This is a genomic window from Streptomyces sp. NPDC045470 (genome assembly GCF_040646595.1).
Taxonomy (GTDB): domain Bacteria; phylum Actinomycetota; class Actinomycetes; order Streptomycetales; family Streptomycetaceae; genus Streptomyces.
Genome location: NZ_JBEZAN010000001.1, coordinates 386,427 through 407,089, shown reverse-complemented (window position 1 = coordinate 407,089; position 20,663 = coordinate 386,427). Strand labels below are relative to the sequence as shown.

The window sequence follows — 20,663 nt, the reverse complement described above, 5'->3', positions numbered from 1 at the left end:
GGGTAACCTCACTGCGGAACAGGTCGACGGAGGTGACCCGCGTGTACGTCTGCTCGTGCTTCGGCATCACGGAGCAGCAGGTCCGTGAGCACGCGGAGTCCGGTGCCTGCACCCCGCGCCAGATCGCCTCCGCCAGCAAGGCCGGCACCGACTGCGGCGGCTGCGTCCGCCGCATCCAGGCGCTGCTCGGCCGGGGCACGTGCCCCCGGCGCGAGCTGATCGACCGGGGCGCCCCCGAACCGCTCGGCGCCGAGCCGTCCGGCGAGGCGGCCGCGGGTACGGCAGCCGGGACGCGCGGTCCGTACGACATCACGCCGCAGGCGGCACCCGACGCGGCCCCCGGCGCCCTGCCGGAAGCAGCCTGAAGCCACCCCGGGGCACGGCAGGCCGACGCGGCGCCGCCCGGACTGCCTTTCCGTGCGGCCCGTCCGTACGGCCCGGCTGAAGGAACGGTTCGCTTGAGCGGACCGTTTCAGCAGACCGCCTCAGCCCTCCGGCTGCTCGATCACCTGGGCGAGGTACAGCGGCTCACCGAGCTTCTCGATCAGGTCCAGCTGGGTGTCCAGATAGTCGATGTGGTGCTCCTCGTCGGCCAGGATGGACTCGAAGATGTTGGCCGAGGTGATGTCCCCCTTGGTCCGCATCACGTCGATGCCCCGCTTGAGGCGGTCGATGGCCTCCACCTCGATCTGCCGGTCCGCCTGGAACATCTCGGTGACGGTCTGGCCCACCCGGACGTGGAAGAGTCGCTGGTAGTTGGGCAGGCCGTCCAGGAAGAGGATGCGGTCCGTGAGGATCTCCGCATGCTTCATCTCGTCGAACGACTCGTGCCGGGTGTACTTGGCCAGCTTGGTCCAGCCGAAGTTCTCCTGCATCTTCGCGTGCAGGAAGTACTGGTTGATGGCGGTCAGCTCGGCGGTCAGCTGCTCGTTGAGGAATTCGATGACCTCGGGGTCGCCCTGCATGACAGCGGGCTCCTTCCACGCGAGTACTGGCAGGTGCCGCGCATCCTTGCACCGTCGTGAGCTGGGCGTCCAGTAAGTGCACGCTTAGTACGAGTTGCCCGAATCGCTGCCGCCCTGGTCACCGGCACACCCGAGGGTCTGACACCATGGACGGCATGGGTCAGCCCGAAAGCCGCGAAGCGGAGCATCCTCAGCTGCCTCCGGGGCAGCGACTGCAACGGGGATGGCCGGTCACGCACTACGGCCCGGTGCCGAAATTCCGGCCCGAACGCTGGGAGTTCCGCGCTTTCGGCGCCACCGCGGACGGCGACAAGCACTGCTGGACGCACGAGGAATTCGCCGCGCTGCCTTATACGACCGTTGTGGCCGACATGCACTGCGTCACGAAATTCAGCATGCTCGGCGCCGAATGGGGCGGGGTCTCCACCCGGACGATCCTCGACCTCGCGCCGCCGGCCCCGGATGTCACCCATGTGATGGTGTGGGCCGAATACGGATTCAGTTCGAACCTCAAGCTGGCCGATTTCGCCGACGCCAAGTCCCTGTTCGCCACCCACCGCTCCGGTGAGCTGCTCACCGCCGAGCACGGCTTCCCGGTCCGTCTGATCGTCCCGCACCTGTACGCCTGGAAAGGGCCCAAGTGGGTGCGGGGAATCGAATACATGACGGCGGACCGCCGCGGCTTCTGGGAGGAGCGCGGCTACCACAACCTCGGCGACCCGTGGCGCGAACAGCGCTACTCCTACCAGGAGGGGCCGGGGGACGGGCCGGAGCTGTAGCCGCGCCGGACGGCCCGGCCCGCCCGCGCCTCAGGCCGGGTGGCGCAGATCCTTCAGGCGGGCCACGTCCGCCGCGTGCCCCTCCTTGCCGCCCGGCGTCTCGATCACCAGCGGTACGCCCAGGGTGGCCGGGTGCCGGAACAGCTCACCGAACGGGCCGGCGCCGATGTGCCCCGCGCCGATGTTCTCGTGGCGGTCCTTGTGCGCGCCGACGACGTCCTTGGAGTCGTTGGCGTGGATCAGTTTCAGCCGACCTTCGCCCGCGACGTCGACCAGCTCGTCCAGCAGCGCCTTCATGCCGCCGGGCGCCGCCATGTCGTGCCCGGCCGCGAAGGCGTGGCAGGTGTCCAGGCAGATGCCCAGTTTCGGGTGCCGGTCCAGCGCGTCGAAGTACGGGCCGAGATCCTCCGCCAGCGCGCACAGCGACGCGCCCTGCCCCGCCGTCGGCTCCAGCAGCAGCCACGGGTCGTCGTCGTGCGTCAGCTCCTCCAGCAGCGGACGCATCCGTTCCCGTACCTGTGTCAGGGCCTCGGAGCGGGGCCGCCCGCCGGTCGCCGAGCCGGTGTGCACCACCACGCCCCGCGCGCCGATCGCCCGGCCGCGCCGCAGCGAGTGGCGCAGCGAGAGCACGGACTTCTCCACGGTCTCCGCGGTGTGCGAGCCGAAGTTGATCAGGTAGGGGGCGTGCACGTACGCCGGGAGCGACTCCCGCTCGCACGCCTCCCGGAACGCCTCGTCCTGCTGCGGGCTGCCGGGCGGCGTCGCCCAGCCGCGCGGGTTGGCGACGAAGACCTGTACGGCCTCGCCGCCGATGTCACGGGCGTACGGGACGCCGACCTTGGCCAGGCCGCCGGCCACCGGCACATGGCCGCCGACCGGGTTGCGCTCCCGGGCGCGCTGCCGGGAGTCCTGCGAAATGTTCTGCGGAGAATTCTGCGGGGAAGGGGAGGTGCTCACCCGTCAAGGGTGCCAGGTGCCGGGCGCCCGTCCCGGCGTGCGGGCGGGCGTCCTTGCTCACAGCGGGCCCGGGAGGCGGCACCGGAGGCGCCGCCTCGGCTCACAGCACGCTCTCCAGCCGGATGGTGATCCTGCTGCCCTTCGCCGCCTGCCCGCCGCCCGCGACCGACTGGCTCTCGACCTTGTCCCTCGGGAACAGGAACGGCTTCTTGACCTCGACCTCGAAGCCCGCGTCGGACAGTGCCTGCTCGGCGTCGGCGGCGGTCTTGCCCGTCACGTCCGGCACGGTGACCATCTCGGGGCCCGCGGAGAGCGTGAGCGTCACGGTGTCGCCGCGGCCCAGCTTGCCGCCCGCCCCCGGCGCCTGCCGGGCGATCCTGCCCTTGTCGTGCGGGGAGTGCACCGTACCGTCCGCGATCTTCACCTCGAAGCCCGCGCCGCGCAGCGTCGCCTCCGCGTCCGCCCGGTCCCGGCCGGTCACGTCCGGCACGTCGACCTCGGCGCCGCGGCTGACCGTGAGCGCGACGGCGGTCTCCGGGCGCCGCTTGCTGCCCGCCGCCGGATCGGTGCCGATCACCGACCCCTTGGCGACCTCGTCGGAGAACTTCTTGTGCACCGTGCCGACGGTCAGCCCCAGGTCGCGCAGCTTGCGCTTGGCGTCGGCGACCGGGGTGCCCGCCAGGTCGGGCACCTGGACGATCTCCGGGCCCTTGGACAGGGTGATGGTGACCGTGCCCGTACCGCGGATGCGCTTGCCGTTCTCCGGCTCCGTGGCCATGACGTGGCCGCGCTCCACGTTCGGGCTGAAGGCGCGTTTCACCCGCACCTCCAGGCCCTCGGCGCGCAGCGTCTGCTCCGCCTTGGCCTGCGTCATGTCCAGTACGGCCGGGACGGTGGTGAACTGTCCGGAGTTGATGTACCAGACGCCCGCGCCCACCACCAGCACGAGCAGCACGGCCGCGATCACCGAGGCCGTCCTGCGCCGGGTCCGCAGCAGCCCGGCCCGCACCCCGGTCCATGTCCCGGACCGCGGGGCGGCCGCCGCCGGGCGCAGTCGGGTGGTCGGCTCGGCCGCCGACGCCGGGTCCGGTGGCGGGGTCTCCAGCCTGCTGGTGTGGTTCAGCGGCTCCTCCAGCGGCAGCGGCGGCTGTACGGCCGACCGCGGCAGCACGCTCGTACGGTCCTCGGAGCCCGCCGCCGCGCCGTCCGCCGGTGCCTCGTTGGCCTGCGGCGGCACCGCGTCCAGCTGCGCGTCGGTCAGCTCGGCCCGTACCGTGCGGGTCTGCGCGAGCAGCGTCACCGCGTCCTGCGGGCGCAGCTCGGGGCGGCGCGCGGTGGCCGCGGCGACCAGGTCGTCGAGCTGCGGCGCCAGCTCGGGCGCGTACGTGGAAGGGGCCGGCACGTCCTCGTGCAGGTGCTGGTAGAGCACCTGGGCGGCGCTGCCGCCGGAGTGCGGCTTGCCACCGGTCAGCATCTCGAACAGCACGACACCGCACGCGTAGACGTCCGCGGGCGGCCCCGCCGCACCGTCCGTACTGTCTTCGATGCGCTCGGGTGCCATGTAGGAGACCGTGCCCAGGACCGAGCCGGTCGAGGCGGTGCTGTTCGTGCCCACGGTCCGTACGAGGCCGAAGTCGGCGACCTTGACCCGGCCGTCGTCGCCGATCAGGACGTTCTCCGGCTTCATGTCGCGGTGCACCAGCCCGGCCCGGTGGGCGGCGCCCAGCGCGGCCAGGATCGGTTCCGCGATGTCCAGCGCCGCCCGCGGCTGGAGGGCGCCGCGCTCGCGCAGGACGTCGCGCAGCGTGCACCCGGCGACGTACTCCATGGCCAGGTACACGTACGTGCCGTCGGTGCCCTGGTCGTAGACGCCCACCACGTTGGGGTGGTCGAGCCGGGCTGCGGACTTGGCCTCGCGGATGAAGCGGTCGACGAACGCGGCGTCGGCCGCCAGCGACGGGTGCATCACCTTCAGGGCGAGCACCCGGTCCAGCCGGGTGTCCACGGCCCGGTAGACCGTGGCCATGCCGCCGGCGGCGACGCGCGCCTGCACCTGGTACCGGCCGTCGAGCAGCTGCCCGACCAGCGGGTCCTGAAGGGTCGTATCCACGGCAGACGAGTCTACGAGCCGCCGCGGCGGTGCCGGACGCCCTGCCCGGAACCGTGGGCCATTGCATCCGAACAGTGACAGGAGCGGGCCGTCGGCCGGGCCGGGATGTGCCGGATGCCCGTTTCGCGGGGTGGGTGGTGGCGGGCGATGGCGGGCGGCGGCCGATCAGGGGCGCCGCCCGCCGTGCCTCGGGTGTCCGCCGTACCCCGAGAGGCCCGGTGGCTCAGAAGGCCGGGCGCTCCGGGTCCAGCGCGGCGACGCCCTCCGCCGGGGAGGAAGCCTCCGCGTAGTGGCGGCGCGGGATGCGCCCGGCCCGGTACGCCAGCCGGCCGCCCTCGACCGCGTGCCGCATCGCCTCCGCCATCAGGACGGGCTCCTGCGCACGGGTCACCGCCGACGCCAGCATCACCGCGGCGCAGCCCAGCTCCATGGCCAGGGCGGCGTCGGAGGCGGTGCCGGCGCCCGCGTCCAGGATCACCGGGACCCCGGCCCGCTCGGTGATCAGTTGGAAGTTGTGCGGATTGCGGATGCCGAGTCCGGAGCCGATGGGGGAGCCCAGCGGCATGATCGCGGCGCAGCCCACGTCCTCCAGCTTGCGGGCCAGCACCGGGTCGTCGTTGGTGTACGGCAGGACGGTGAAGCCGTCGTCCACCAGGGTCTCCGCGGCGTCCAGCAGCTCGACCGGGTCGGGCAGCAGCGTGCGCTCGTCCGCGACCACCTCCAGCTTGACCCAGTCGGTGCCCAGCGCCTCCCGGGCCAGCCGGGCGGTCAGCACCGCCTCGCCCGCGGTGAAGCAGCCCGCGGTGTTCGGCAGCACACGGATGCCGTGCCGTTCCAGTACGGACAGCACCGAACCCTGCACGGTCGGGTCCAGGCGGCGCATGGCGACCGTCGTCAGCTCCGTACCGGAGGCGAGCAGCGCCCGCTCCAGGACGTCGAGACTGGGCGCCCCGCCCGTCCCCATGATGAGACGGGAGTGGAAGGTGGTGTCGGCGATGGTGAGGAGATCGTCGGCCATGACGTACGGATCAGCCTCCCTGTACTGCGGTGAGGACCTCGACGCGGTCGCCGTCGCCGAGCGCGGTGGCGGGCCACTGGCCGCGCGGCACCACGGCCTCGTTGACGGCGGCGGCCACGCCGCCCGGTGCCGTGGTCAGACCGGCGACGAGCCGGTCCAGGGTGAGCCCGCCGGGGAACTCCCGGGGCTCGCCGTTCACGGAGACGGTGATGGGCGTGGTGACGGTCATACGGACTGCTCCTGAGGGGCGGGGGCGGCCGTGGGGCCCTGGTCGGTGCCGTTCGCGGGAGCCTGAGGGGGACCGGACGACGGGACGGGGCCCGGCGACGGCACGGGACCGGACGGCGGGACGGGGCCGGACGGCGGCACGGAGCCGGACGAGGTCGGGAGGCCGGGCGCGTCCGGCGCGAAGCGGTCCGGGGTGAACGCCCGGGCCTCCTCCGGCAGCGGGCCGCCGGTCAGCGCCGCCGCCATCACGTCGCCCGTGACCGGCGTCAGCAGCACCCCGTTGCGGTGGTGGCCGGTCGCCACCAGCAGGCCGGGCAGCGCGGTCGGGCCGAGCAGCGGCGCGTTGTCGGGCGAGCCGGGGCGCAGGCCGGCGCGGGACTCGACCAGGGGCAGTTCGGTGATGCCGGGGACCAGCTCATGGGCGTCCCGCAGCAGCTCGTAGACCCCGCCCGCGGTGACTGTGGTGTCCCAGCCCAGCTCCTCGCTGGTGGCGCCGACGACCAGCTCGCCGTTCTCGCGCGGTACGAGGTAGAGCGGGCCGCCGCGCACCACGGCCCGTACGGTGCGGGACAGAAACGGTACGCCGCCGGGCAGGCCGTCCGGCATCCGCAACCGCAGCACCTGGCCCTTGACCGGGCGGACCGGCGGCAGCACGTCCTCCGGGACGCCCGCCAGCAGCCCGCTCCGGCTGCCCGCCGCGAGGACCACCTGCCCGGCCGTGATCCGAGTGCCGTCGGCCAGTTCGGCGCCGGTGGCGCGGCCCCGCACGACGGTCAGCCGCTCGGCGGCGGCGCGGAGGAGGACGACCCCGGCCCGCTCGCAGGCGGCGAGCAGCGCGGCGGCCAGCCGCCGCGGGTCGACCTGGTGGTCCCCGTCCACGCGCAGGCCCCCGCGCACGCCCGGCGCGAGCAACGGCTCCAGGCGCCGGCACTCGCGCCCCGTCAGCCACTCGGACTCCAGGCCGCTGCGGAGCTGGAGGGCGTGCAGGTCGCGCAGGTGGGCGCGGTCGTCGGCGTCCAGCGCGACGGCCAGGGTGCCGCACCGGCGGTAGCCGAGGTCCAGCCCGCTCGCCTCGGTCAGCTCGGCGGCGAACTCGGGGTAGCGGCGCGCGGAGGCGAGGTTGAGGCCGAGCAGCGTCTGCTCGCCGTAGTGCAGCTCGGTGACGGCGGCCAGCATCCCCGCCGCGACCTGGGCGGCGCCGCCGCCGGGGTCCGGATCGGCGACGGCGGTCCGCAACCCGAGCCGGGCCGCCCGCCAGGCGGTGACCAGGCCGATGACGCCGCCGCCGATGACGAGCACGTCGGGGCTCGCGCCGGGGGCGGAGGCCGCCCCGGGGGGTGTCGGTTTCCGTGCGGGTGGATGCGTGTTCCGTACGGGTGGATGCATGGGCGTCCAGCCCCTCCCTTCGCCGGCATGACCCGGATCAGGTTCGTACGGTCGGAGGCCGCGTCAGCCTCCCTCTCAGCCCGGTCGCGTCCGGGCTCCCGCGTGTGCGTTCACCGGCAACCCTAGTACGGGCCGCCGACGCGCCGTAAGGGAGCGCCGGGAGCGGGGAGCGGGGCCGGCGCCGGCGGGTCACGGACCGTGACGTTGTGTCATAGATCTCGTTGCGCGGTGCTCCAGGTCGCGAGACACACCGTCTTACAGTGATCGGGTGAGCGAGCAGACCCAGCCCCAGGACCCTGACCGCGCGCGCCAGGACCGCGAATCCGCCGAGCGCGCGGCCGAACGCAACCGGCGCGCCGTCATCGTCGGCGCCGGACTGGCCGGTGTGCAGACCGCCGTCGCCCTGCGCGAACAGGGCTGGCGCGGAGCGGTCACGGTGCTCGGCGAAGAGCCGCACCAGCCGTACGACCGCCCGCCGCTGTCCAAGGCCGTGCTGCTCGGCAAGGCCGACGGGTCCGCCTTCGACGTGGACTTCGAGGCGCTCGGCATCGAACTGCTGCTGGGCCGCCGCGCCATAGGGCTCGCGGCCGGCTCGCGGGTACTGGAGACGGACGCCGGGCCGCTGCCGTACGACCACCTGGTGATCGCCACCGGCGCCGAACCGGTCACGCTGCCCGGCTGCGACGGGCTGCCGGACGTCCACGTCCTGCGCACCCTCGACGACGCCGAGCGGCTGCGGCCCGTACTGACCGGGCAGCGCGAGGTCGTGGTCGTCGGCGCGGGCTGGATCGGCGCGGAGTTCACCACGGCGGCGCGCGAGGCGGGCTGCCGGGTGACGGTCGTCGAGGCCGCCGACCGGCCGCTGGCCGGCGCGCTGCCCGCCGAGGTCGCCGCTCCCATGGCGGCCTGGTACGAGGACAGCGGCGCCCGGCTGCGGACCGGCGCCCGGGTCGCCGCGGTCACCGAGGGCGCGGTGACGCTCGCCGACGGCGCGGTGCTCACCGCCGACGCGGTCGTCGTGGGCATCGGCGCCCGCCCCGCGACCTCCTGGCTGGCCGGTTCCGGCGTCGAGCTGTCGCCCGAGGACCGCTCCGTCCTGGCCGACGAACGGCTGCGCACCACGCAGCCCGACGTGTACGCGGTCGGCGACTGCGTCTCCTTCCCGTCCGCCCGCTACGGCAGCCGCCTGCTGGTCCACCACTGGGACAACGCCCTGCACGGGCCGCGCACGGTGGCCGCCACCATCGTCCGCGGCGCCGCCGAGGGGCCGGTGTACGACCCGGTCCCGTACTTCTGGTCCGAGCAGTTCGGCCGTTTCGTGCAGTACGCCGGGCACCACGCGGGCGCCGACGAGACGGTGTGGCGCGGCGACCCGGAGAGCGCCGCCTGGTCGGTGGTCTGGCTGCGCGAGGGCGTGCTCGTCGCGCTGCTGGCGGTCGGCCGGCCCCGTGACCTGGCCCAGGGACGCAGGCTCATCGAGCGGGGCGCGGTGCTGGACCGGCGGATGGCGGCGGACGCGTCCGTACCGCTGAAGTCGGCGGCGGTCTGAGGCGACGCGGGGCGGCCCGGGGTGATCTGGGGCGGCTTGGGACGGCCTGAGGCGGCCTGGGGGGGCGTGGGGCGACCCGAGGCGGCGTGGGGCGGAACCCGGTGCCGGAGCCGGGCCCGTGGCTCCGGCGGGTGGTGCGTCCGGTGGCGTTGCCCGGTGGCGCGTCCGGCGGTGCGTTCGGGTGCTGTGGGCTGCGCCGATGGCGATGCCCGGCTACCGGCTGTCAGTGCGAGGTGGCAGGCTTGTCCCGTGACCGAGATTGACGCAAAGATCGATGGACTCGTCCCCGCCTGGCTCACCCTCCCCGACATCGCCGAGATGATCGGTGTCGAGGTGACGCGTGTGCGGCAGCTGGTGAAGGAGGGCCAGCTGATCGCGGTGCGCCGTGGCGAGAACCGTGCCCTGCATGTGCCGGCCGACTTCATCAAGGACGGCAAGGTCGTCAAGGGCCTCGTCGGGACGCTGACGCTCCTCCGGGACGACGGCTTCGCCGACGAGGAGATGCTGGAATGGCTCTTCACCGCCGACGAGACCCTGCCGGGCACCCCCGCCCAGGCCCTGCGGGAGAATCGCGGTACGGAGGTGAAGCGCCGGGCCCAGGCGCTCGCCGTCTAGGCCCGCTCCCTGCTGCGGGGCGCACCCGTGCGCCGAGTGCGTCCGCAGCCGTACCACCGTCGTGACCGCACCCGTGGCCGCGACCGTCTTCGCACCACTGGCGTACGGACCGGAAGGCCCGGTCCGTACGCCGCAGACCTGGGGGGACCCGCTCGATGAGCACCGCACGCCATGCCCTGTCCGACGCCCGGCTCTACCTGTGCACGGACGCCCGCAAGCGCCAGGGCGACCTGGTGCCCTTCCTGGACGCGGTGCTCACGTCGGGCGTGGACATCGTGCAACTGCGCGACAAGGGCATGGAGGCCGCCGAAGAGCTGGCCCACCTGAAGACCTTCGCGGACGCCTGCCGCCGGCACGGCAAGCTGCTCGCGGTCAACGACCGCGCCGACGTCGCCCACGCCATCGGCTCGGACGTCCTGCACCTGGGCCAGGGCGACCTGCCGGTGCCCGCCGCCCGTGCCGTCCTCGGCGACGACGTGCTGATCGGCCGGTCCACCCACGCCGAGGCGGAGGTGGACGCCGCGCTGGCCGAGCCCGGCGTGGACTACTTCTGCACCGGACCCTGCTGGCCCACCCCGACCAAGCCCGGCCGCCACGCCCCCGGCCTGGACCTGGTCCGCTACGCCGCCGTGCGGCGGCCCGAACGCCCCTGGTTCGCCATCGGGGGGATCGACGCGTCCAACCTGGACCAGGTGCTGGACGCGGGCGCCCGCCGGGTGGTCGTCGTCCGGGCGATCACCGAGGCCGAGGACCCGGCGGCCGCGGCCGCCGATCTGGCGAAGCGGGTGCGCGCTCGCGGGGAGTGACCGTCGCCGCGGGTCGCTGGACGGGAGATGGCCGGGCGGTGTCCACGGTGTGGACCGGAACGCGGCTATCCGGGCATTTCACCGGAGCCGGTTGGTGAGCGGGAAGCCCGTGGATAATCTGCACGTATGGCCCTAGGCACAGCTTCCACCAGGACTGATCGCGCACGGACCGTGCGCGACCTGCTCGCTTCCGGCAAGCAGTCGTATTCGTTCGAGTTCGCCGCCCCGAAGACGGAGAAGGGCGAGCGGACGTTGTGGAACGCCATTCGCCGGATCGAGGCGGTCGCGCCGACCTTCGTGTCCGTGACGTACGGGGCGGGCGGCACCTCCCGCGAGGGCACGGTACGGGCGACCGAACGGATCGCCACCGACACCACCCTCACCCCGGTCGCCCACCTGACCGCCGTCAACCACTCCCTCGCCGACCTGCGCAACATCATCGGGCAGTACGCCGACGCCGGTATCCGCAACATGCTCGCGCTGCGCGGCGACCCGCCCGGCGACCCGATGGGCGACTGGATCCAGCACCCCGAAGGTGTCCTGTACGCCGCCGAACTGGTCCGCCTCATCAAGGAGTCGGGCGACTTCTGCGTCGGCGTGGCGGCCTTCCCGGAGATGCACCCGCGTTCGACGGACTGGGACACCGACGTACGGCACTTCGTCGACAAGTGCCGGGCCGGCGCGGACTTCGCGATCACCCAGATGTTCTTCTACGCCGAGGACTACCTCCGGCTGCGCGACCGGGTCGCCGCGGCGGGTTGCGAGACGCCCATCATCCCGGAGATCATGCCGGTCACCAACGTCCGCCAGATCGAACGGTTCGCGCAGCTCAGCAACGCCGCCTTCCCGCCCGAGCTGGCCGAGCGCATCCTCGCCGTCAAGGACGATCCGGCGGCTGTACGCTCCATTGGCATCGAGTATGCGACGGAGCTGTGTGCGCGCTTGATGGCCGAGGGAAGTCCCGGGTTGCACTTCATTACCCTGAACCACTCCACGGCGACGCTGGAAATCTACGAGAATCTGGGTCTGCACCAGCAGTCCTGACGGCGGTTTGCCGTACCACGGCGGTCTGTGGCGCGGCGGAAGAGGGGCGTACATGGGCTGGGTGGTCCTCTACATCGCATTCGGCTGTGTCGCCCTCTGGCTCCTCAGTGAAGTGCTGCTCCAGTACAAGGCCAGACTGCGGTGGCGGCTGCTGGCCTTCACCGGCTTTCTCGGTGTGGTCGTCGGTGTCGTCATCCCGTCGGTGATCGTGATAGCGGCCGGCGCCATCGCCTTCGCCGTCGGACAGACCTACGTCACGCTCTCCTTCCGGAGCGGTTTCCAGTCCGGCTGGGCGCTGCGCGGCAAGCGCCGGGACAGCGGCAAGCGCGGTGACAACCGGCGCCGCCGGGCCAAGGGCGGCGGCCGGGCCCCCGCCGCCGGGCCGACCCTCCAGGTCAGCGGCCTGGAGGCGGTCCCCGCGGCGGAGGAAGCGGACACCGGTACGGCGGTCTATGACGGCACGGCGGCGTTCGACAGCACAGCGGCGTTCGACGGCACGGACCCCTTCGCGGGCGTCGAGAGCACTCCGAACGGCTACGGAGGCGGCGACGCCACCGAGGTGTACGCCCCGCAGCCGGTCCCCGAGGAGACCGGCCAGTACGGCATATACAGCCCCGACGCGCGCTCGCAGCAGCCCGGCTATGCCGCATACGACGGCTACGGGGGATACGGGCAGGACGCCTACGGCTACGACGGTGGTTACGGCACCGCCGCCCAGAGCGGGCAGGACGCCTACCCCGACCACTACAGCGCTTACGGCACGGACCAGGGCCACGGCCAGGGGCAGGGCCACGGCCAGGGACAGAGCCACGGTCAGGGGCAGGGCCAGGGTGGGCTGCACGGCCAGGAGCAGGGCGGCCAGGTGCCCTACGCCGACCCGTACGCCGGCGCGCAGCAGTACGCCGGGCAGTACGACCCGTACGACCAGCCCGACGCCTTCGGCGGCACCCAGGCATACCCGGCGCAGCAGTACACCGGTGTGCAGGACCCGTCGCAGGCCCAGGCGCAGCCCTCCTACGGGGACACTCCGCCCGGCGGGGTATGGGTCCCCCAGCAGCGCGGCAACGAGCCCGGCGCCGACCAGCCGTACCCGCCCTACCAGCCCCCGCAGAACCAGAACCAGGGTTACGACGAGCAGCAGTACCGCTACTGAGGGGCCCGCGGGCGCCGTCGGCCCACCCGCGGGCGGGGTCGGCTCACTCGGAGCCGCGCCAGTCGTCCCCGTTCACGATCAGGCCCGCGACGAGGGCGCCCGACATTCCGGCGTGCGCCAGTCCGCCGCCCGGATGCGTCCAGCCGCCGACGGCGTACAGCCCCGGTATGCGCGTGCGATTGCCGGGACGCAGGAAGCGGCCGCCGGCCCCGGCCAGCGCCGGACCCGGTATCGCCGCGCCCTCGGCGGGCGGCAGCACGGCCCGCCACAGCACCCGCTCCCGCAGCCCCGGTATCGCCGCCTCGGCGGCCGCCATCAGCCGGTCGGCGGCCGCCGCCTGCGCGGCCGTCTCCCCGGCGGACGCGGAGCCCGCGTCGGGAGCGGTGGGCGGCAGGGCCAGTTCTCCGTACGGGGCGACGGCGGCGCTCAGCGTCGCGGCCTCGTGCCCGTCGTCCGGCCGGGACGTCGGATCGTCCGGGCGCAGCACCGTCACCGTCGGACGCTCGCACAGCGCTCCCGGGCCGTCCGGCCCGAAGAGCGTTTCCCACTCCGCCGCCCGGTCGGCCGCGTGGACCACCGTGCGGTGGACCGCGTCCGCCGGCCGGGGGCCGCGCAGTGCGAGGGCGACCGTGAACCGTCCCGGCGTCCGGCGGTGTGCGTCGGCGTCGGGCCGTACGTCGTCCGCGCCCCACGGCTGCGCGCCCTTCAGAAGGGCCGTCAGCCGCTGCGGAGCCACGCCCGCGACGACCGTGTCCGCCTCGGCACACCCGCCGTCGCGCAACTCCACGCCCGCCGCCCGGCCGTCCGCCTCGACGACGCGCGTCACCTCGGCGCCGAAGGTGAACTCCACCTTCCGGGCCAGGCAACGCTCGTACAGCGCGTCGGCCAGCGCCCGGATGCCGCCGCGTGGATACCAACTTCCGAAAGTCTGCTCCATGTACGGAAGAACCGCGGCGCTCGCCGGGACGGTGCGCGGGTCGAAGCCGTACGCCAGGGCGTAGCTCTCCAGGAGGGCGGTCAGCCGCGGGTCCTTCAGCTCGTGGGCGGCGATGCCGGCGAGGGAGGCGTCCGGCACCGGCTTGCGGCGCCCGAACAGGCCGCGCTTGGGCAGCGCCGGGTACGGGTCACGCCCGAGCACCTGCCAGTCGGGCCACAGCGGCTCCTCCAGCAGCGGGCGGCGGGTACGGTCCCAGGCATCGCGGGCGCGGCCCAGGAACGCGCTCCAGCGCTCACCGGCGCCCTCACCGAGCGCGCCGTCCAGCGCCGCGAGGACACCGGCCCGTGACGCGTTCGGCAGGGAGACGGCCGTGCCGTCGGCGAAGACGTGCCGGGCGGCCGGGTCGACCTGGGACAGCTCGACGACGCTCTCCAGCGGCTCGCGGCCGGTCTTGACGAACAGGTCGCGGTAGACGGCGGGCAGATGCAGCAGCCCGGGGCCGGTGTCGAAGCCGAAACCCGCGCGCTCGAACCGGCGCACCGCGCCGCCGTACGTCGCCTCACGCTCGTACACCGCCACCCGGTGGCCCGCGACGGCCAGCCGGGCGGCGGCCGCCATCGCGCCCATCCCGGCGCCGATCACCGCAATCCGTGCCATGCCTGCGACTTTATCCGGCGCCACTGACAACGCCGCTCCCGCCCGGCACCGGCGGCCGCGCCCGTACCGCGTCGGCCGGACGGCCCGCCCAGGCCGTACGGCGCTGTCCGTACGGCCCGCCCGGAGCCGTGCCGCGCGGGCCGGACAGCCCGGCCCGCGCGGCCTCCCCGGCTCAGCCCACCGGCGTCGAGCCCTCCCGCGCCGCCGCCAGGTGCCGCTCCTCCCGCCGCTGCCGCCTGCGCCGCAGGAAGCGCCGTACCCGCGACCACAGGAACGCCACCAGCACGATTCCGCCGGCCAGCAGCACACCGGCGACGACCGCCGCGGCCACCGGATGGAACACCGCGAAGACCACGATGCCCGCGACCCCGAGGTCCTCCAGGGTGCTCAGCACGAAGTTGCTGGCCGGTTCCGGCGAGGTGTTGACCGCCATCCGCGTGCCCGCCTTGACCAGATGGCTGACCAGCGCGCTGGTGCCGCCCACCGCGCCCGCCGCCAGCTCGGGCAGCGACCCGTCGTGGCCCGCCAGCAGCGCCGCCACGACCCCGCCGGACACCGGCCGCACGACCGTGTGCACGGCGTCCCAGACCGAGTCCACGTACGGGATCTTGTCGGCGACCGCCTCGATCAGGAAGAGCACCCCCGCCACGATCAGCACATCGGTGCGCTGCAAGGAGGCGGGCACCTCGTCGGCGACTCCGGTGGCACCGAGCACGCCGAGGAGCAGGACCACGGCATAGGCGTTGATTCCGCTGGCCCATCCGCTGGTGAAGACAAGGGGGAGTACCGACACGCAGGAGATCGTAACCAGCCGCTGCGCGCCGGTGCTCAGGTTTGAGTATCCGTACTCAGTCACCGAGATGAGTAGGTACGCGGATGGGCTGCGACCTGCGCGGACGGAAGAGTGTGCAGCACGGAAGGGACGCCGGGCCGGCACCGCCGGCACGGGGCGGCGGAACGGCACGGCAGCCCGGACGTGACGGGGGAGTACGGGGGAAGATAGGGGGCTCCACGGGGGAAAGTACGGGGGTACGGGGCCCCACGGGGGAAGCGCTGTCCTGGACGGATCGCCGGGGGAACGATCCGGCCCGGGGCAGCGCGCCTGGTACGGGACAGCGGCGGCGGCCGGCTCACGAAGCCGGCCGCCGCCGCTGTGTGCGCCCCGGGGCGCACGGACAGGCGCTCCGAGGGCGTGCCGGGCACCCGGGAGCGCCCACGGGCGCCTACGGGTGCCCGCTCACCCGTCCCTGAAGGAGCCGGGACAGCGAGGCGTGCACGTCGTCGATCGACCGGTGCGGCTGGTAGGACTGCCAGTCCAGCGCCGCCACCAGCACCATCCCGAACAGCGCGGACGCCGTCAGCGGGATGTCGATGTCCTCGCTCAGCTCACCGCCCGCCACCGCCTCCCGGAGCACGCCCTCCACGACCGTGATGGCCCGCTCCCGCACCACCATCAGCGTCGACTGCCAGGCCCGGTTGGTGCGCCACAGCTCGGCGACGTAGAGCTGGGTCAGCGCCGGATAGCGGGCGATGAAGTCCAGCCCCGCCCGGATCATCGCGTCCAGCGCGTCCACCCGGCTGCCGCCGCGGTCCGCCGACGCGTCGGCCGCCTCCTGGAGGGAGGTGGCCAGCAGCTCGATGCCGTGCCGCAGCAACTCCTCGAAGAGTTCGTTCTTGCTCGCGAAGTTGTAGTACACGGTGCCCTTCGCGACACCCGCGCGCTCGGCGATCTCGTCCACCGTCGTCGAGGAGAAGCCCTGTTCGGCAATGAGCGTGACGGCGGCCTCGAAGAGCTTGCGCCGGGTGGTCTGGCGGCGCGTGCTGGAGCTGTCCATGGGGGAGATTGTGCCGCTCCCGGCGGCCCGCGCGCTCACAGGCTCAGCTCCGGGTGGAGGTCCTTCATCCGGAGGACCTGCTTCCCGCGCGCCGCCCAGGCGGTCAGCGCGAGCGCGGCGGCGGTGAAGGCGAGCAGGACGGCACTGCCCTGCCACACGGGCGCGAGGTCACCGCCCGTGATGAGCCGTCGCAGCCCCTCGACGATGTAACTCATCGGCAGGTACGGATGGATGGCGTTGAAGAAACCGGGACTGGTCTGCACCGGGTACGTACCGCCCGCCGACGTCAACTGGAGCATCAGCAGCGCCAGCACCAGAATGCGTCCGGCCGGTCCGAAGCGGGCGTTCAGCCACTGCACGATCGCCGCGAAGCAGGCCGTGGCCAGCAGCAGGAAGCCGATCGTGCCGGCCGGCCGCTCCATCCGGAGGCCGAGCCCGTAGTGCAGGACGGACATCAGCGCGGCCGTCTGGAGCACCCCGAGGGCGAACACCGGCAGCCATCCGGACACCGCGATCCGCCAGGCGCCCGCGCCCATGACGAGCGCGCGCCGGTTGAGCGGCGGAATCAGCATGTACGCGACCATCGCGCCGACCCAGAGGGAGAGCGGGATGAAGTACGGGGCGAAGCCGGTGCCGTAGTTGGGCGCGCGGTGCGCCGCCTGGGAGGCGAGCTGCACCGGGTCGGACATCACGCGCGTACGGGCGTCCCGGTCCTGCTTGCCGTAGTCGGGGATCTGCCGCACACCGTCGCGCAGCCCGCCCGCCAGCTTCTCGGAACCGTCGGAGAGCTTGAACATGCCGCCGTACAGGGTCTGCGCGCCGTCCTTCAGCTTGCCGACCCCCTGGTCGAGTTCGCCCGCGCCGGACGCGGCGCGGCCCGCGCCGTCGTGCAGTTTCCGGGCCCCGTCGGCCGCCCGGCCCGCGCCGTCCGCCAGCTTCCCGGTCCCGGAGGCCAGCTTGCCGGCGCCCGCGGAGACCTGGTGGGCGCCCGCGTTGAGCTGGTTGATCTTCGCGACCGCGGCGTCCATGTCGGCGCCGAGGGTCGGGCCGCGCCGCGCCAGTTCGCCTGCCAGCCGGTGCAGCGAGTCGAGGTCGCGGCCCAACTGGTCGAGGTTCTTCCGGTCGTGGACGTAGCCGCTGATCTCCTCGGCCTTGGCCGCGGCGGCCGCCGCCTGCTCCTTGAGCTGCTTCAGCTCGGCGCAGGAGGCGTCGGGCCGCGCCCCGGCGCCGCACCGCTGCCGGTAGAACTCCGCGAGGTGGTCGGACATCCCCCGGGAGAGCCGGGCGCCCGCGTCGGCCGCGCGTGGCAGCTTGTCCAGGTTGTCGCGTACGGCCTGCGAACCGTCGGCGACCGCCTGGGCGATCCGCCCGATCTCCTTGCCGTGCGCCCGTATGAAGGGCCCCACTTCGCCCACCACGCCGTTGACCTTGTCGGCCAGTTGCTGGGTGCCCTGGGCGACCTGGCCGGAACCGGAAGCCAGCCGGTCCGCTCCCCGGGACGCGGCGGACGCGCCCTTGGAGAGGTCGGCGGTGCCGGTGGCGAGCCGACCGGCGCCCGCGTCGAGGTCCTTCAGGCCGGCGGCCAGCGTGCCGCTGCCGTCCTTGGCGGTACCCAGCCCGTCCTTGAGTTCGCCGGTGCCGTCCTGGGCCTGCCCGATGCCGTCCTTGAGCTTCCCGGCGCCGTCCGCGGCCTCCTGCGTCTCGTCGTGCAGTGTCGAGAAGGAGACGAAGATGTTGTCGTAGAAGCTGCGCGAGGACTTCACCGAGGCCGCCGAGCGCACCTCGGAGAAGACCGTGCGGGAGATCTGTCCGACGATGTAGTTGTTCGCGTCGTTCGTGCGGACCTGGAGGGCACCGGTCTCCGGATGGTCGCCCGCACTGGACGCGATCCGCTTGCTGAAGTCCTCGGGAACGGTCAGCGACAGGTAGTACGAGCCGTCCTCGACGCCCTGGTCGGCCTCTTCGGCGCTCACCTCGTGCCAGTCGAAGGTGTGACTGTCGCGCAGACCGTCCACGATGCTGTCGCCGGCCGTGACCTTCTTGCCCTTGGCCTCGGCACCCGCGTCCTCGTTGACGAGCGCGACGGGGATCTTGTCCAGGCGCCCGTACGGGTCCCAGAAGGAGAACAGGTACAGCGCGCCGTACAGGAGCGGCAGCAGGAGCAGGGCGATCAGCGCCGCCATCGGCAGCTTGCCCCTCCCGAACCGCTTCAGCTCAAGCGCGGCCAGCCTCGGCGAGCGCATCCGCCGCCCCCTTCTCGTCGTCGGGGGTGCCCGTGCCGTCGGCGCCGGAGGCTTCGGCGCCCCTTACGCCGCCTCGCGGGGCGGTGCGCGCCACGACCGCGCCGCCCGGCGCCTGGCTGCACACCGCGAGCACGGTCGTGCCGGACTCCGCGAGGGAGCGCAGCGTCGCCCAGAGATCTGCGCGTTCGGCGTCGGAGAGCTTCATGTCGGTGTCGTCGACGGCGAGCAGGCGGGGCCGGCCGATCAGCGCCAGGGCCATCGACAGGCGCAGCGCCTCCGGCCGTTCCAGGTCGCGTATGGACGTCCGGTCGCCCTTGGGCAGGGTGGCCAGGTCCAGGCCGGCCGCTTCCAGGGCCGCGTCGATCCGGGCGCGGGCTGCTGCTGTACGCTCCCGGCGCGGACGCAGCAGCGCGCTGAGGGTGCCCCCGGCGGTAGCTGGGGGAGAGTCGCCGAACCGGCGCTGTAGCAGGACGCGTTCGCGCAGTTGCTCGGCCACGGTCAGCGCGGGTTCGAGATCGGTGACACCGGGTACGTGAGCGAGGGCGGTGACCGCTCGTACCGCTGCCTTCTTCTTCGGCAGCGGCAGGCCCGCGACCTCGGCCGTACCGGCGGTGGTCGCCATCCGGCCGGTGAGCGCGAGCAGCAGGCAGGTGCGTCCGGAGCCGGACGGGCCTTCCACGGCGATCAGCGAACCCGGCTGCGCCGCGAGGCCGACGTCCCGGAAGGCCCAGCCGCGCGGGCCCCGGAGGCCGTAGCCCGTGGCGGTGACGGCCGCCCCGTGCGGGGTGCTGTGCACGATCCCCTCCCTTGAACTGACCAGTCAGTACAAAAAAGTATGCGCAGCCTTGTCATGTCTCCGCAAGAGGGTCCGCGGGGCCCGCCCGCTTTCCGCGGAAAGAAAGGATCTCTTCGCATTGCCCCTGTCTTCCGGGGAAAGAGCAGGTCAGAGCCGATTGTCAGTGGTGTGCCGCACGATGGCCCCATAACGGTCCTGAACCGTCATGCGACGACAGGAGGTTCGTCATGGCAGCCAGTTCGGCCGCGGGCAGCTCCGCGGCGTACGGCCCTCCGGGCGATGTCCACCCCGTCCTGCGCCGGGCGGCCGCGCCGCCCGCCGCCCTCGACCTGCTCGCCCAGGCGCAGCGCGGCGTCGACGAGGCCCGCAGCCTGGAAACCCCCAACGAGCGCTACGCCACCGCCCACCTCGCCGCGCTGCGTACGGCCGCCGCCGTCCTCGCCGTGCGCGGCCGCCCGGAGACCAGCCTCCGCCGCCGGCAGCGCATCCGCAGCGCCTGGGAGGTCCTGCCCGAGGTCGCTCCCGAACTCGCCGAGTGGAGCGCGCTGTTCGCCTCCGGAGCCCAGCGCCGCGCCCGGGCCGAGGCGGGCATAGCCGGCGCGGCCGGCCCGCGCGACGCCGACGACCTGATCCGCGACGTGGCGATGTTCCTGCGTCTGGTGGAACGGATGCTGCTCCTCCAGCCGGTACTGCCCTCGCAGCGGGCGGGGTGAGGAGGAGGGGCGGGCGGCAGCGGGGCTGCCGGGCCGTCCTCGCAGGTCCCATTAGGGTGGTACCCATCAGTTCATGCCCCCGCCGAGGAGCCACCCGCCGTGTCTGACCCGCTGCGCCCGCGCGCATCCCTTCGTACCGCCGTGGTCTGGGAGGTTCTCAAAGACGCCCTGGAGCACCGGGCCGAAGCCGCCGGGCGGGACGCCCTCGACGTCCTGGACACCGGCGGCGGCACGGGCAACTTCGCCGTGCCGGTCGCGCGTCTGGGACACCGCGTCACGGTGGTGGACCCCAGCCCCAACGCCCTGTTCGCCCTGGAGCGGCGGGCCGCCGAGGCGGGCGTCGCCGACCGGGTGCGCGCGGTGCAGGGTGACGCCCACGGACTGTTCGACGTGGTCGAGCCCGGCGGCTACGACGCGGTGCTCTGCCACGGCGTACTGGAGTACGTCGACGACCCGGCCGAGGGCGTGCGCAACGCCGTCGGCGCGCTGCGCCCGGCCGGCACCCTGAGCCTGCTCGCGGCCGGACTCGGCGGCGCCGTCCTCGCCCGCGCCCTGGCGGGCCACTTCACCGAGGCCAAGAACGCCCTGTCGGACCCGGCGGGCCGCTGGGGCGACGGCGACCCGGTGCCCCGGCGCTTCACCGCCGAGCAGCTCACCGAGCTGGTCGCGGACACCGGCCTGCGGGTCGGCGCCGTGCACGGCGTACGGGTCTTCGCCGACCTGGTGCCCGGCGTGCTCGTGGACACCGAGCCCGGCGCCATGGACGCCCTGCTCAAACTGGAGGCAGCCGCCGCCGAGCAGCCCGCCTTCCACTCGGTCGCCACCCAGCTGCACGTCCTCGCAGAGCGCGGCTGACACCGCCGGCCCGCTTT

20 protein-coding genes and 1 riboswitch are annotated in these 20,663 nt (G+C 73.6%); of the genes, 9 read left to right on the top strand and 11 right to left on the bottom strand.

Annotation, left to right across the window (positions count from 1 at the left end; translation table 11 throughout):
- Window positions 1-41 precede the first annotated feature (41 nt).
- Entirely contained in the window at window positions 42-365 is a 324-nt protein-coding gene (locus AB0A97_RS01710; RefSeq protein ID WP_361145149.1) for a (2Fe-2S)-binding protein, read from the top strand.
- Between the two features lie 120 nt (window positions 366-485).
- On the opposite strand, the gene bfr is transcribed toward AB0A97_RS01710, so the two are convergent.
- Window positions 486-965, bottom strand: a complete 480-nt coding sequence (gene bfr, locus AB0A97_RS01705; protein WP_030020883.1) for a bacterioferritin — start codon at window positions 963-965, stop codon at window positions 486-488.
- A 146-nt stretch (window positions 966-1,111) separates the two neighbouring features.
- Between bfr and AB0A97_RS01700 the strand changes: the two genes are divergently transcribed.
- Complete coding sequence (locus tag AB0A97_RS01700; RefSeq protein ID WP_361142985.1) at window positions 1,112-1,744, top strand: sulfite oxidase-like oxidoreductase; 633 nt, start codon at window positions 1,112-1,114, stop codon at window positions 1,742-1,744.
- A 30-nt stretch (window positions 1,745-1,774) separates the two neighbouring features.
- On the opposite strand, the gene AB0A97_RS01695 is transcribed toward AB0A97_RS01700, so the two are convergent.
- The 5 genes from AB0A97_RS01695 to thiO all read right to left on the bottom strand — a co-directional run bounded on the left by AB0A97_RS01695 (window position 1,775) and on the right by thiO (window position 7,356).
- Window positions 1,775-2,662, bottom strand: a complete 888-nt coding sequence (locus AB0A97_RS01695; RefSeq protein WP_361145146.1) for a deoxyribonuclease IV — start codon at window positions 2,660-2,662, stop codon at window positions 1,775-1,777.
- Window positions 2,663-2,801: 139 nt separating this feature from the next.
- On the bottom strand, window positions 2,802-4,811 hold the full coding sequence (pknB, locus tag AB0A97_RS01690) for a Stk1 family PASTA domain-containing Ser/Thr kinase (RefSeq protein ID WP_361142983.1): 2,010 nt from the start codon (window positions 4,809-4,811) through the stop codon (window positions 2,802-2,804).
- 223 nt (window positions 4,812-5,034) lie between these two features.
- Window positions 5,035-5,829, bottom strand: coding sequence for a thiazole synthase (locus AB0A97_RS01685; protein ID WP_361142980.1), 795 nt, complete (start codon window positions 5,827-5,829; stop codon window positions 5,035-5,037).
- Window positions 5,830-5,839: 10 nt separating this feature from the next.
- Window positions 5,840-6,058 (bottom strand): sulfur carrier protein ThiS, encoded by a 219-nt coding sequence (gene thiS, locus AB0A97_RS01680; protein WP_030020888.1) that lies wholly within the window; start codon window positions 6,056-6,058, stop codon window positions 5,840-5,842.
- Window positions 6,055-7,356 carry a glycine oxidase ThiO gene (thiO, locus tag AB0A97_RS01675; RefSeq protein ID WP_361145142.1) on the bottom strand — a complete coding sequence of 434 codons (1,302 nt, stop codon included), beginning with the start codon at window positions 7,354-7,356 and terminating at the stop codon, window positions 6,055-6,057. Before thiO ends, thiS begins: the two co-directional genes overlap by 4 nt.
- 84 nt (window positions 7,357-7,440) lie before the next feature.
- A riboswitch (TPP riboswitch) is annotated at window positions 7,441-7,556 on the bottom strand.
- A 248-nt stretch (window positions 7,557-7,804) separates the two neighbouring features.
- Between thiO and AB0A97_RS01670 the strand changes: the two genes are divergently transcribed.
- The 5 genes from AB0A97_RS01670 to AB0A97_RS01650 all read left to right on the top strand — a co-directional run bounded on the left by AB0A97_RS01670 (window position 7,805) and on the right by AB0A97_RS01650 (window position 12,610).
- Window positions 7,805-8,992, top strand: a complete 1,188-nt coding sequence (locus tag AB0A97_RS01670; protein ID WP_361145139.1) for an FAD-dependent oxidoreductase — start codon at window positions 7,805-7,807, stop codon at window positions 8,990-8,992.
- A 249-nt stretch (window positions 8,993-9,241) separates the two neighbouring features.
- Window positions 9,242-9,607 carry an Rv2175c family DNA-binding protein gene (locus tag AB0A97_RS01665; protein ID WP_030020891.1) on the top strand — a complete coding sequence of 122 codons (366 nt, stop codon included), beginning with the start codon at window positions 9,242-9,244 and terminating at the stop codon, window positions 9,605-9,607.
- Between the two features lie 155 nt (window positions 9,608-9,762).
- Window positions 9,763-10,413 (top strand): thiamine phosphate synthase, encoded by a 651-nt coding sequence (thiE, locus tag AB0A97_RS01660; RefSeq protein WP_361142976.1) that lies wholly within the window; start codon window positions 9,763-9,765, stop codon window positions 10,411-10,413.
- Between the two features lie 126 nt (window positions 10,414-10,539).
- Window positions 10,540-11,457, top strand: coding sequence for a methylenetetrahydrofolate reductase [NAD(P)H] (metF, locus tag AB0A97_RS01655; RefSeq protein ID WP_361142973.1), 918 nt, complete (start codon window positions 10,540-10,542; stop codon window positions 11,455-11,457).
- A gap of 52 nt (window positions 11,458-11,509) precedes the next feature.
- Window positions 11,510-12,610 carry a hypothetical protein gene (locus AB0A97_RS01650; RefSeq protein WP_361142971.1) on the top strand — a complete coding sequence of 367 codons (1,101 nt, stop codon included), beginning with the start codon at window positions 11,510-11,512 and terminating at the stop codon, window positions 12,608-12,610.
- Window positions 12,611-12,653: 43 nt separating this feature from the next.
- On the opposite strand, the gene AB0A97_RS01645 is transcribed toward AB0A97_RS01650, so the two are convergent.
- The 5 genes from AB0A97_RS01645 to AB0A97_RS01625 form a co-directional block, all read right to left on the bottom strand.
- Window positions 12,654-14,204, bottom strand: coding sequence for an NAD(P)/FAD-dependent oxidoreductase (locus tag AB0A97_RS01645; protein WP_361142968.1), 1,551 nt, complete (start codon window positions 14,202-14,204; stop codon window positions 12,654-12,656).
- Window positions 14,205-14,376: 172 nt separating this feature from the next.
- Window positions 14,377-14,997 (bottom strand): DUF4126 domain-containing protein, encoded by a 621-nt coding sequence (locus AB0A97_RS01640; RefSeq protein WP_361142965.1) that lies wholly within the window; start codon window positions 14,995-14,997, stop codon window positions 14,377-14,379.
- A gap of 430 nt (window positions 14,998-15,427) precedes the next feature.
- Window positions 15,428-16,039 (bottom strand): TetR/AcrR family transcriptional regulator, encoded by a 612-nt coding sequence (locus tag AB0A97_RS01635; RefSeq protein ID WP_361142962.1) that lies wholly within the window; start codon window positions 16,037-16,039, stop codon window positions 15,428-15,430.
- A 35-nt stretch (window positions 16,040-16,074) separates the two neighbouring features.
- Window positions 16,075-18,282 carry a YhgE/Pip domain-containing protein gene (locus AB0A97_RS01630; RefSeq protein WP_361142960.1) on the bottom strand — a complete coding sequence of 736 codons (2,208 nt, stop codon included), beginning with the start codon at window positions 18,280-18,282 and terminating at the stop codon, window positions 16,075-16,077.
- A complete protein-coding gene (locus AB0A97_RS01625; RefSeq protein ID WP_361142958.1) occupies window positions 18,254-19,078 on the bottom strand; it encodes an ATP-binding cassette domain-containing protein in 825 nt (274 codons plus the stop codon). The genes AB0A97_RS01630 and AB0A97_RS01625 overlap by 29 nt, the downstream gene beginning before the upstream one ends.
- 227 nt (window positions 19,079-19,305) lie before the next feature.
- Between AB0A97_RS01625 and AB0A97_RS01620 the strand changes: the two genes are divergently transcribed.
- Window positions 19,306-19,791, top strand: a complete 486-nt coding sequence (locus tag AB0A97_RS01620; protein ID WP_361142955.1) for an SAV_6107 family HEPN domain-containing protein — start codon at window positions 19,306-19,308, stop codon at window positions 19,789-19,791.
- Window positions 19,792-19,890: 99 nt separating this feature from the next.
- Window positions 19,891-20,646, top strand: coding sequence for a methyltransferase (locus AB0A97_RS01615; protein WP_361142952.1), 756 nt, complete (start codon window positions 19,891-19,893; stop codon window positions 20,644-20,646).
- The last annotated feature ends 17 nt before the right edge of the window (window positions 20,647-20,663 follow it).